The 11,595-nt window shown below is 67.8% G+C and carries 8 protein-coding genes; 5 read left to right on the forward strand and 3 right to left on the reverse strand.

All coding sequences use genetic code 11. The features are described 5' to 3' along the window. Positions 1-46 precede the first annotated feature (46 nt). Positions 47-754, forward strand: coding sequence for a DUF1287 domain-containing protein (locus B6K69_RS15450; RefSeq protein WP_228156756.1), 708 nt, complete (start codon positions 47-49; stop codon positions 752-754). 192 nt (positions 755-946) lie between these two features. Here B6K69_RS15450 and B6K69_RS18030 read toward each other — a convergent pair whose 3' ends face one another. Then, positions 947-1,372 carry a hypothetical protein gene (locus B6K69_RS18030; RefSeq protein WP_164681976.1) on the reverse strand — a complete coding sequence of 142 codons (426 nt, stop codon included), beginning with the start codon at positions 1,370-1,372 and terminating at the stop codon, positions 947-949. A 309-nt stretch (positions 1,373-1,681) separates the two neighbouring features. On the opposite strand from B6K69_RS18030, the gene B6K69_RS15455 reads away from it, so the two are divergent. Further along, positions 1,682-3,130 (forward strand): TrkH family potassium uptake protein, encoded by a 1,449-nt coding sequence (locus tag B6K69_RS15455; protein ID WP_107674645.1) that lies wholly within the window; start codon positions 1,682-1,684, stop codon positions 3,128-3,130. A 3-nt stretch (positions 3,131-3,133) separates the two neighbouring features. Here B6K69_RS15455 and B6K69_RS15460 read toward each other — a convergent pair whose 3' ends face one another. After that, positions 3,134-5,074: a cation:proton antiporter domain-containing protein gene (locus tag B6K69_RS15460; RefSeq protein ID WP_107674646.1), complete on the reverse strand. Its 1,941-nt coding sequence runs from the start codon at positions 5,072-5,074 to the stop codon at positions 3,134-3,136. A gap of 291 nt (positions 5,075-5,365) precedes the next feature. After that, positions 5,366-8,563 carry a hypothetical protein gene (locus tag B6K69_RS15465; protein WP_123876583.1) on the reverse strand — a complete coding sequence of 1,066 codons (3,198 nt, stop codon included), beginning with the start codon at positions 8,561-8,563 and terminating at the stop codon, positions 5,366-5,368. A 172-nt stretch (positions 8,564-8,735) separates the two neighbouring features. Between B6K69_RS15465 and B6K69_RS15470 the strand changes: the two genes are divergently transcribed. The 3 genes from B6K69_RS15470 to B6K69_RS15480 all read left to right on the forward strand — a co-directional run bounded on the left by B6K69_RS15470 (position 8,736) and on the right by B6K69_RS15480 (position 11,591). After that, positions 8,736-9,455: an SIMPL domain-containing protein gene (locus B6K69_RS15470; RefSeq protein WP_108644432.1), complete on the forward strand. Its 720-nt coding sequence runs from the start codon at positions 8,736-8,738 to the stop codon at positions 9,453-9,455. A 106-nt stretch (positions 9,456-9,561) separates the two neighbouring features. Next, a complete protein-coding gene (locus B6K69_RS15475) occupies positions 9,562-10,746 on the forward strand; it encodes a hypothetical protein (RefSeq protein WP_108644433.1) in 1,185 nt (394 codons plus the stop codon). After that, positions 10,746-11,591, forward strand: a complete 846-nt coding sequence (locus tag B6K69_RS15480; protein WP_108644434.1) for a hypothetical protein — start codon at positions 10,746-10,748, stop codon at positions 11,589-11,591. The genes B6K69_RS15475 and B6K69_RS15480 overlap by 1 nt, the downstream gene beginning before the upstream one ends. Positions 11,592-11,595: the final 4 nt, after the last annotated feature.

Genomic DNA, 11,595 nt, shown 5'->3' on the forward strand with positions numbered 1-11,595 from the left:
GGCGGTGCCGGGCAGGGTGGCGTCCGTGACGGGTGCGGGGTGACAAATGCGCTGGATCGTGCTGGGCGGGCTGGGGGCCGGGCTTCTGGCCATGGCCGTGACGGCAGAGGTGGCGCCGCGCCGCCTGCGGGCCGGTGTGCAGGTGCTGTCCGGTCTGGTGGTGGCGGCAGGCCTGCCCGGCACGCCCGGCCTGACCGCACCGCCCGAGGCCGCCGCGCTGGTGCGGGCGGCCGAGGGGCAGGTGGGCGTGACCACGGTCTATGACCCCGCCTATGTGGCGCTGGATTTTCCCGGTGGCGATGTGGCGCCCGACCGCGGCGTCTGCACCGATGTGCTGGTGCGGGCCCTGCGGGTGGCGCATGGGGTAGACCTGCAGGCGGCGCTGAACGCCGACATGAAGGCGCATTTCGCGAAATACCCGTCAGGCTGGGGCCTTAGCCGCCCCGACCGCAACATCGACCACCGCCGGGTGCCCAACCTGCGCCGTCTGTTCGAACGGACGGGCGCCGAACTGGCGCTGACCAGTGATCCGGCGGCCTTCCTGCCGGGCGACATCGTGACCTCGGTCCTGCCCGGAAACCTGCCGCATGTGATGATCGTGACCGACCGCCCGGGCCCCACGGGCGCGCCGCTGGTGGTGCACAACATCGGCGCCGGAACCCGCGTCGAGGACCGTCTGTTCGAATACCCCCTGACCGGCCACTACCGCCTGACCCCCGAGGTGCTGGCCCGTCTCAGGGCGTTGCAGGGGTGAGGGGGGAGGACGGAGCTGCCTTTCGCTGCACGAACAACATCGCTGACTTGAGCGAAAGCTCTGCACATAAAAGGGCGATGTAAGGTTGAATCGCACCGCTTGTTCTCTGGGCGCTACCGGTCCGACCTGTCGAACGCGAGAGTTTGTTGTGTGAGATAAAATATCCGATCAAAGCTATCATAGAAGCAGGAGTTAATCCGACGAACAGTTGAAAACCTCAGCGATTTCTTCTGTCGATTTAATCGTCACGCCAAATTTCTCCTTTAAAACTTCCCGTCTATCCAGAAAGTCCCGATCATCGGTAACAAATACATCCCGGCCGGACCTGATATGTCCCTCTAGTTGCATCGCGTCGCCGTGATTATCTTTTGTCATGGTGGCAGAGATTTTTGGCCAAATGGTGTCGTTCGCAGCAATTACTGAGTTTCCGATAGTTGAATGTGGGCTGTCAAAGACCGCTAATGGCATATCTTTCATCTTCAGTTTGTTGTTCTCTTTCATGTTTTCTATGTTCATGGCGTGAAGTTCCACAAAGCCCTTGCGCTTAAGCTGCCTTAGAATCTTCTGATTTGCATTGGCATCCACTGTAAGTGTAAGTTTTTTCACCGATTGCTCCATCTAAGAATATATCTCTGTTAATCTAATCTATCATGGTAAAAAATCAACGTTCCGCTTTTATGGGCATTTCCGAAGGATGAAACATCACGCCAGCGCCCGCCCGGGGGGCGGTCGGGCGCTGGGCGGGGCCGCTGCGCGGCTGTTAACCCGGCCGGGGCTTCTGGTCCGGGCGGTGCAAACGGGGCTTTCGGGATCGTCACCGCACAGGGGCTGAAGTTCACCCCGTTCCTGCCACCACGTCAGGCCGGCACCCGCGCACCGCCGGGCGGCATTTGACCGCCGACCGGGAACCGCCTATCCCTTCCAGCCATGATCGACCTGCGCCCCGTCGCCTATGTGATCGGACGAATCCTGATCGTCCTGGCCATCCTGATGGTCGCGCCGGCCATTCTGGACTGGCGCGCGGGTGATCCCAATGGCTATGCCATTGCCAAGGCGGCGCTGATCACCGGCTTCGTGGGCGCCACCGTGGCCATGGCCACCACCAACGCGCTGGCCACCTCGCTGGATGTGCGGCAAGCCTATCTGCTGACTGCCGCGATCTGGACCATCCTGCCGGCCTTTGCCGGGCTGCCCTTCATGCTGGGCGAACCGAAGCTGCGCTTCCTGCAGGCGTTTTTCGAGGCCACCTCGGGGCTGACCACCACCGGCGCGACCGTGATCTACGGGCTGGATACCTTGCCCGACGGCATGAACCTGTGGCGCGGCATGACCAACTGGATTGGCGGTCTGGGCATCGCCTTCATCGCCATGATCTTCCTGCCGCTGATGCGCGTCGGCGGGATGCAGTTCTTCCGCACCGAGGGGTTTGACACCTTCGGCAAGGCCCTGCCGCGGGCGACCGACATCGCGCGGCAACTGCTGTATGTCTACATGATCCTGACGGTGACCTGCATCGCGGTCTATTCGGCGATCGGGATGCCGCCACTGGGGGCGGTGGTGCACGGTTTTGCCACCATCGCAACCGGCGGCTTCTCACCCTATGACAGTTCGTTCAGCGGGTTTCAGGGTGCGGGGGAATACTTTGGCGCCCTGTTCATGATCCTGGGAAGCCTGCCCTATATCCGGTTCGTGCAGCTTCTGAACGGCAGCGCCACGCCGCTGTGGCGTGACAGCCAGGTGCGGGCCTATGTGCGCTGGCTGCTGACGGCGGTGCTGATCGTGGCGATCTGGCGGGTGCTGACCGCCGATGTGGCCTTCGAACCGGCCTTCCGCGAAAGCCTGTTCAACCTGACCTCGATCATGTCCTCGACCGGGTTCTTCTCGGGCAGCTTCCCCGGCTGGGGCGGGCTGATGCTGATCGTGGCCTTTGTCGTGGGGGTCTGCGGGGCGTGTTCGGGGTCGTCCGCCGCCGGTCTGTCGGTGTTCCGGGTGCAGGTCGCCATGGCGGTCGTGCGCCGGCAGGTGCGCCAGATCAGCAATCCCTCGGCGGTGGACCCGGTCAAATACGATGGCCGCACCGTGGAAGAAGACGTGATCCAGGCGCTGATCATGTTCATCTCCAGCTATATCCTGATCCTCGGGGTTCTCAGCGTGGCCATGACACTGCTGGGCGTGGACCTGGAATCCTCGCTCTTCGCGGTCTGGACGACGCTGGGCAATGTCGGTTACGGCTTTGGCCCGCTGGTGGCGCGCACCGGCACCTTCATCGACTTTCCCGACGGGGCCATCATCATCATGACCCTGGCCATGATCCTGGGCCGTCTGGGCCTGCTGGCCATTCTGGTGCTGCTCCTGCCGGCGTTCTGGCGGCGCTGACGCTCAGGCGGCGTCGGGGCGGGGATCGTCCAGAATGACCATCGGCGCCTCGGGGGCCGGCCGGGCCTGCTCCAGCTCGTCGATCAGGGCGCTTTTCAGTTCGCTGTCCAACTGGCGAACGCGGGCGACATAGGCTTCGTTCAGATGAACCGGCGTGCCGGGCACCCACAGCGCCGCCAGATCGCGCATCGCGGCACGGTCAAGCCGCCAGAAGGTCTGCGAAAGCTGCGACGCCTCGTATTCGGTGAAGCCGGTGTTTTCCAGCACATAGCGCCCGGCGCGAACCGAGGAGTCGAAGGTTTCGCGCACGATGTCATTGGCGCCGGCCTGATACAGTTCATAGACATGCACCCGGTCGCGGGCGCGGGCGACGATATGGATGTCCGGCCGCACCTGCCGGGCGTGGCGCACGATCTTCAGCACATTCGCCCGGTCATCCACCGCCACCACCAGCACCTCGGCGGTGGCAAGGCCGGCGGCATCCAGCAGCTCGGGGCGGGACGGATCGCCGAAGAAGCCCTTTACGCCGAAGCGGCGCATCGTCTCGATCGCGCCCATGTCGGAATCCAGCACCACGGTCGACAGGCCCGAGGATCGCGCGATGCGGTTCACCACCTGGCCGAAGCGCCCGATCCCGGCAATCAGCACGCGGCCCTTTTCATCCACCGCGTCGGGCTTGCGGCTGGGGGCGGCATGAACGATCTGGCGCGCGATCAGGTCGTAGATCAGGAACAGCAGCGGCGTCAGCAGCATCGACAGGCTGATGACCAGCAACACCTCTTGCCCCAGCGCCAGACCAAGCACGCCTTCGCTGCGGGCAAAGCTGACCAGCAAAAAGCCGAACTCGCCCCCCTGCGCCAGCGCCAACGAGAACAGGAAACGGTCCTTTCCCTTGATCTCGAACACGATGGACAGGATGAACAGGATCGCCGCCTTCAGCGCGATCAGCCCCAGCGTTGCGGCAATGATCAGGCCGGGCGCGCGCCAGAACACATCGAAGTCGATGCCGATGCCGACGGTGATGAAGAACAGCCCCAGCAACAGCCCCTTGAAGGGCCGGATGTCGGCCTCGATCTGGTGGCGGAACTCCGAATTCGCCAGCACCACGCCGGCAATGAAGGTTCCAAGCGCCGGTGACAGCCCGACCAGCGCCATCAGAAAGGCGATGCCGATCACGATCAGCAGCGAGACGAAGGTCGACATTTCGGGCAGGCGCGAGGCGTGGACGAAGCGGAACACCGGGCGCGACAGGAAATGCCCCGCCGTCATGATGGCGGCCACGATGCCCAGCGTGGCCAGCGTATCGGCCCAGGGGTCCAGCGACTGGAAGAAATCCAGCAGCGGCTCGGCCGCGGGCATCGGGTGGCTGGTCACCACCGGATCGGCCGGATTGACCACGCCGAACAGGTCGGCCGTGGGGCCGCCCAGCATGGGCATCGCCAGCAGCGGCACCAGCGCAAGAATGGGAATGACGGCGATGTCCTGCATCAGCAGCACCGAAAACCCCGCCCGCCCGCCGGGGCTGCGCATCAGGTTCTTTTCGGTCAGCGTCTGCAGCACGATGGCGGTCGAGGACAGCGACAGCAGCATCCCGATGGTCAGCGCAACCCGCACGTCCTTGCCCATCAGCACCAGGATCAGCGTGATCGTGGCCGTGGTCGCCACGACCTGCACCCCGCCCATGCCCAGAAGGCGGTGGCGCATGTCCCACAGGATGCGCGGTTCCAGCTCAAGCCCGATCAGGAACAGCATCATCACCACGCCGAATTCGGCGACATGCTGCAAGCCCTGCGATTCGGCCCCGGCCAGCCCCGACACCGGACCCAGCACGATGCCCGCGGCAAGATAGCCCAGCACCGAGCCAAGCCCCAGCCGGACGGCCAGCGGCACCAGCAGGACGGCGGCACCCAGATACAGGCTGGCCTGGAACAGGAAGGCTTCCATCGTGGAGGGGGCTCTTGGAAATGGATCAGGAAATCGCGCGCACCCTAGGGCCGGGGCGTTGCCGAATCTACACCCCAAGGCCGAAAAACTGCGCCCGACCCGAGGCTGTCACGCGACTGTGTGCGGCTGGCCGCAGGCTGTGCGCAGTTCTGGGGCGCCGGTCTTGTGGCGTGATTGCTTCAGATCGGCCCCGCACCTTGTTCGCATGTTTGCGAAGGGGAGTGGGGCACATTCAAGATATTGCTTTTCCAGCCGAAATGGCAGCCGCCGCCAATGCGGGCGGCCGGGCCCTCAGCCCTTGGGCATCTTCAGGGCAATCAGCCGGCCGCCCTTCTGGTAACGCACTTCGGACTGGGTGATCGCCTGCACGGTGCCGCCGTCGATCCGGTCGCCCACCCGCACTTTCTTGTATTTTCCGTTCGACATCCGGACCAGCGCATAGCGGTTCGACTGGGTTCCATAGACGCCGATCAGGTTGGTCTTCGACAGGTTCAGCGCGTTCACATAGGTGGCCTGCTTGGCAACGCTGGCCTTGGTCGGAATCTTGGGCGCGGCCGAGGCAACCTCGGGCACGTCGGCCTCTTCCTGCTCTTCCGGCTTCAGGGCGGGGGCGGCCTTGACGGCGGCCGAGGCCTTGGTCGGTTCGGGCTCTGGCTCGGGGGTGCGCACGGCGGCGGCAACGGCCGCCTCGACCGCACGGCTGAAATCGCGCGGCTTGGCCGACGGCCGGCGCGAGATCGTCAGCAGCGACGGGTTGGCGGCATCGGCGGCGGCAAGTTCGGTTGCCGGGGCGGCAAGCGAGGCGGCGGCGGTTTCGGCGCGCGCCTGTTCGCCGGCGGCAACCACGCTGGCCGGGCGGACGCGCGGGCGCAGGCTGGTGACATCGGTCGGTGCCACGGTTTCCAGCGCCGCATCATCGCCGGCATTGGCCGGCGGCGTCAGCCCTTCGGGGCGGGCGCGGGGCTTGCGGTCGGCCAGATCGGGGTTGGGCTGTTCGGCCGCCGGGGCGGCGGCGGTTTCGGGGGCCGCCGGCGCATCCGCGGCGGACTGGCCCTCGGTCAGGGCCGGCGCTGTTCCCGCTGCGTCGGTCGCCGCCGGTGCCGCAGCGGCGGTGACGGCGGCTGCAACGGCGGCCTGCGCGGCGGCTTCGGCCACGGCGCTGCGGGCCGGCGGAACGCGCGGCGGCTTGCCCGCAAAAAGCATGACGCCCTCGGGGCTGACAATCCCGTCGGGCGTTGGAACGACCTGGCCGTTGGCGTCGAAGCGGTAGACGGTGCCAAAGGCCGGCGGCGGCATCGGCGGCTGCGGCAGCGCATCGGCGGCGGTGTCGACGGTGGGCAGGGCCAGCGCATCAAAGGCCGGCGGCGGCGCATCGGCACCGGACAGGAAGATTTCATCCTGCGGATCGACCAGAACACTGGCCGCCGGGGCCTGATCGGCACCGGTCGTTGCCGTTGGGGCCGGGCCTGCGGTTTCGGCCGCGGCCAGATCGCCGGTGTCGGTTACCTCCGGCGCGGGGTCTTGCAGGGCGGTATCGGCGGCCACATCGGCGGCAGGCGTTTCGGCCGCCAGCGCGTCGGGGTCTTCGCCGTCGGCCAGCATCTCGTCCTCGATCGCGGTGCTGTCGGCGGCCACGTTGGTGGCAGCGGGATCGCTGTCGTCCGACGCCAGGTAGAACGACGACCAGGCCGCAACCAGGGCAAGGCAGATCAGCAGGATCGCCGTCAGCACAAGGCCAAGATAGCGCGGGGCGCCCCGGCGGGGGCGGTTGGCAAACGGGCTGCGTCCCAGCGACCGGGCCGCATCGGCCGGCGAGGCCGCCGCCGTGGCCGCCACGGCCGAGGCCAGCGGGGCCGGCGCGGCGGGCTGCGGCTTGCCCTTGGCCTTGCGGGTGCCGGGGATTGACGGTGCGGTGACCAGCGGCATCGCCGGCCGTTCCGCCGGACCGCGCGCTCCGGTCAGGCCGGGGCGCGGCGCGGCTTGCGGCGGGCGCGGCATCGGCGGCAGTTCATCCACCGGCTTGCCGCGGGCGGCGCGGGCCAGTGCAGCGGCATCGGGGCGCACAGGCGCCGTCAGCGGCGGCACCGTCCGCGGCCGGCTGTCGGCATCAACGCCCCGGCGGCTTGAAAACGCCGCCAGCGCCGCGGGCGAGGGGGCCGGCGGCAGATCGTCGTCCTCCGGCAAGGCCTTGGCCGCGCCGGTCGGGGTGCGGGGGGCCTCATCCTCGGGGAAAGCCGTGCTGTCGGCCACATGGGTAAACGGCGCTTCCTCGACCTCGGGCAACGGATCGGGTTCCGCGCTGGCCAAGGCAGGCTCGGACAACGCAGCCTCATCCGCGTCAACCGACGCGGCGCAGGGCGTCTCATCCCGGGCGGGCGCCATCGTGTCAGCCTGCAACACCGGCTCGACGGCGGGCGTCCCTTCGCTGGTCTCTGCGGGCAGGCTGTCCTCTGCCGCGGGCGCCACCGGCGCGGGGTCGGCAACGGCGGGCGGCGGGATGTCCTCGACCGGCAGCACATCGCCATCGGCCAGCGCCGGGAACGTCCTGTCCTCCTCCGGCGCGGCCATTGCCGGGGCGGGCGTTTCATCCTTGACCGGGGCAGCGGCGATCTCCGGCAGGACATCGGTTTCCTGCACCTCGATTGCAGGCGCCTCGTCCGTCTCGGCTTCGGCCTCTGGCGCGACAAGCCTGTCCTGCTCCGGCGCGGAAACGTCCTCCGTCACAAGGGCGGGCGCGGTATCGGGGGCGGTTTCCGCCACCGCATCCGCAACAGCCGCGGGCGCGGCGTCCGGCGCGGGGGGCTCTACCAGATCCTCGGTCTCGAAATCGGCAAATTCTTCGGGGAAGGCCAGGGCGCTGTCGGCATCGGGCCAGACTTCCGCCGCAGGCTCGGGGCTGACCACGGGCGCGGCGGCCTTGGCCGGTTTTGCCGCGCCGCGCGGGCTGTCGATGATGCTGATCGCCGTGCGGTCGCGCAGGGCCGCCGCCTTGTCAGCGGGCAGATCCACGGCGGCGCCGGCGGGGCCGAACCACGGTTCGCCGGAAAACGTGCCGGGTTCGGGAATGGCCACGAAGGACACCGGATCAAAGCGGTGCTGCGTGGCGAAATCCTCGGCCTCGTCCAGCGTCTGGCGGTCAACCGCCACGACCTTGACGGTCTTGCCCTTGCCCGACCAGTCGAACACCATATCCTCGGCGGTCAGCGAGGTGCGCGCCTCCAGCGCGGCGGTGATCTGGGCGCGGCGCTCGGCCTCTGACGGGCCGGGGGCCTCGATCTCGGCATACAGAAGCTGCGAATTGGGGATCACCAGCTTGGTGGTGAACCCGCCCGGTGCCAGCCCCAGCGCCGTGGCGCGCAGATAGTCCAGCGCCTCGGTCAGATCGGGGCTGTCGAACGGCGTTTCCCCGACCTGAACCCAGCCCTTCGTGGCCCGGTGCAGAAGCGCGATGCTGGTCTCGGTGAAGTTCAGGGCGAATGTCGGTTTCATGCCGTGCATCTAGCATAGGAGGCGGGGGTGCGAAAACGCGCCCCGGCGGATTTTTCCCGTTCTACAGCAGGTTTCTGCCGAGGGGAAGGAAAACGCCCGTGAAGGCGCCAAGGAATGGGTTGTGCTGCGCGTCCAAGTTCTGATTGGTTATCGCAAACGAAGGAGAGACCTCATGCGTACCCTGTTCCGTCACGTTCCCCTGACCCTGGCCCCGGGCCTTGTCGCGCTGGCGATGGCGCTGCCTTTTGCCGCAGCCGCGCAGGCCGAAGCGGCCACCATCACCGTGACCGGCGAAGCCAGCACCGCAGCGGCCCCGGACATGGCAACGCTCAGCATCGGCGTGACCAAGGTCGGGGAAACCGCGGCGGCGGCGCTGGCCGACAACACCGCCCAGATGCAGGCGGTGATCGACCGTCTCAAGGCCGCGGGAATCGAGCCGCGCGACATCCAGACCACCGGCCTGTCGATCAACCCGAACTGGTCGGGCTATGACAGCAGCGTCTCGGGCGGGCCTACCATCACCGGCTATACCGCGACGAACATCGTCACCGTGCAGGTCCGCGCGCTGGACGGGCTGGGTGCCGTGATCGACGCCGCCGTCAGCGATGGCGGCAACACCCTGAACGGGCTGACCTTCGGCCTGGCCGATCCGCGCCCGGCGCTGGATGCCGCGCGCAAGGACGCGGTGGCCGATGCCAAGGCCAAGGCCGATCTTCTGGCCGGCGCGGCGGGGCTGGGCCTTGGCCCGATCGTCAGCCTGACCGAAGGCGGCGGCTACGGTGCCCCGGTGCCGATGTTCAAGGCTGATTCCGCCGCCGGGGCCGTGCCGGTTGAACAGGGCGCCATCAGCTATACCGCCAGTGTGACGGTTGTTTACGAAGTCGCACAATAATCGGCTGACGGGCCGGATTTGCCAGAAAGCATCGCCATTCCGGCCCGTTTCCGCCCCAATTTCCCCGTAGCGCAAGGCTGGAAGCCACCTCGTACGGGGAAATCGCATGGTCCGTGGGCCTGTCAGTCTGGTGATCGTCGGCATTGCCACGCTGGCGATGTTCGCGCTGGTGATCGGCGGGCCGCGGACATTCGAAAGCATCCTGCCCGAAAGCGCCATCGTCTGGCTTGAAACCATGGGTGGCCGCTCGGGCGCCGGCGGCATGATGGCGACCGGCGGCGATGGCGGCTGGATGCAGGCCGCCACGGCGTCAGACACTCCGGGCGATCTGCTGGCCGATACCTCGGATGGCTGGGCCGCCCAGGGGCCGATTGCGGCGGTGCCCGGCGGCGCCGTCTTCATTGATCAGGCTCTGGCGGGCTATTCGGTGCGCGTGCGCGGGCAGGTGCCCGCCCGGACCGAGGCGCTGCTGCCCTTGCAGGGCTGCGCGCCAACCCCGCCGGGGGCGGGCGTGGCGGTGCTGCACGCCGGGGCGGCCAGTTCGGACCGGGTGCCATTGGGCGTCTTGACCTATGGCGATGCCGATCTTGCGCGCGGCGTGCAGGCCTTTGCCCGGGCCTACCGGCGGACGGTGGCACCGCCGCGCATCGGGGCTGAAGGTCTGGCCTTCGGGGTGCAGGACGTGGCCGTCACCGAAACGGAAAAGCCGGTCTACCTGGTGCTTGAGGCCCCCGCTGGCAAGGTGATCTTTAACATCCATCTGGCCCCCGGTGCCCGACTTGACCGCGTGGTGCTGATCGGAGGAGAGCAGGTCGGCGTGGCCAATGTGGCCCCCGAGGTGCCGGTCGAGGTGATGCGGCAGGCCGAACTGGCCGCCTGCGGGATGCAGCCCTTCTATCCGCTGAACCCCAACCACCTGTTCTATCAATCCGTCGAAATGGGCGTGATCCAGGGCGAGGAGCTGGCGCAGAAACAGGCCGGATTCCAGCTTGCGGCGGCAAACTGGGACGCCGCGTTCCGTGCCCTGTTCGGCGTGGGGGCGGCTGAAACGCTGGCCGGCGGCTGGCTGCGCGGCAGCGTGTCGGCGGTGGGCCCGGTGCCCGCAACAGCGCAGGGCCGCGCGGTCTGGCAGCCGGTCAGCGGCGGCCTGATGCGGCTGACACTGGACCAATATGTCGATCTGGCCGTGCCGGGCGGCGAAAACATCGACTTTGCCGCCCGCGTCCGGGCGATTGCCACGGCCTTTGCCGGTGGCGATCTGGCAAGTCTGAAGGCGGGGGTGCAGTTCTGATGCTGGTGCGGATGATCCTGCTGCTGGGACTGGCGCTTGTGCTGTTCGCGGGGGGCGCGGCGGGTTTGCAGATGCTGGACGCCCACAAGATTGATCCGGTCGCCTGGCTGCACCGCGTCGTCGCGTCGTCCTCGCCTGCCGAGGACGGCCCCGCCTCTGGCCCCGCGCTGGTGCCAGGCAAGGCTGCGGCGCCCGCGACCCCGGTGCTCCTGACCGAACAGAACTGGCTGATCAGCCCCGGCGGCGGGCTGGTCGACCGTGCTACGGTTGCGGCCTATCTGCGGCAGGACCGGCTGGTCGAGACCCGCATCGCCCGCCTGACCCGCCGCGCCCCGCTGACGGATCTGCTGCAACCGGGGGAAAAGCTGCCGGCGCCTGTCTACCGGCAGGCCTTTGCCGACATCCGGGCGCAGGCGCTGGCCGACCGTGACTGTGCCGCGCTGCTGGCCGCCTTTGCCACCCGCTGCGAGATGGTCTCCGCCGGTGTGGTCGATGAAAGCCTGGATGCCGCAGGCGAAACGGCCGAATTCCAGATCGTTCTCGCCTATACGCAGGCGCTTGATCCGGCCACGATGCCTGATCTGGCCACCGTGGTGCTGCGCGAGGACCGTCTGACGCTGGACGCCGCCGCCCCGGCCGAGGCGGGCGATGACAGCCGCCTGCTGGCGGATTTCCTGCAAGGCGCGCGGGACGAATGTCGCCCCGACAGCGCAACGCGGCCCCAGTGCCGCATCCTGTCTTTCGATGTGACGCGCGATGAAGCCGGCCAGACGCAGGCCCGGTTTCATATCGCCTGGCTTGGGCCGCTGCCGGCGGGGCTTTATGCCGCCCCGCCGTTGAACTGAGCCT

It is taken from the genome of Pseudogemmobacter blasticus (assembly GCF_003071405.1).
Classification (GTDB): domain Bacteria; phylum Pseudomonadota; class Alphaproteobacteria; order Rhodobacterales; family Rhodobacteraceae; genus Pseudogemmobacter; species Pseudogemmobacter blasticus.

Bases quoted from the DNA above. Each gene is read 5' to 3' on its own strand.
- B6K69_RS15470 (WP_108644432.1), top strand. From the start codon at position 8,736: ATGCGTACCCTGTTCCGTCACGTTCCCCTGACCCTGGCCCCGGGCCTT.
- B6K69_RS15450 (WP_228156756.1), top strand. From the start codon at position 47: ATGCGCTGGATCGTGCTGGGCGGGCTGGGGGCCGGGCTTCTGGCCATG.
- B6K69_RS18030 (WP_164681976.1), bottom strand. From the start codon at position 1,372: ATGGAGCAATCGGTGAAAAAACTTACACTTACAGTGGATGCCAATGCA.
- B6K69_RS15460 (WP_107674646.1), bottom strand. From the start codon at position 5,074: ATGGAAGCCTTCCTGTTCCAGGCCAGCCTGTATCTGGGTGCCGCCGTC.
- B6K69_RS15480 (WP_108644434.1), top strand. From the start codon at position 10,746: ATGCTGGTGCGGATGATCCTGCTGCTGGGACTGGCGCTTGTGCTGTTC.
- B6K69_RS15475 (WP_108644433.1), top strand. From the start codon at position 9,562: ATGGTCCGTGGGCCTGTCAGTCTGGTGATCGTCGGCATTGCCACGCTG.
- B6K69_RS15465 (WP_123876583.1), bottom strand. From the start codon at position 8,563: ATGAAACCGACATTCGCCCTGAACTTCACCGAGACCAGCATCGCGCTT.
- B6K69_RS15455 (WP_107674645.1), top strand. From the start codon at position 1,682: ATGATCGACCTGCGCCCCGTCGCCTATGTGATCGGACGAATCCTGATC.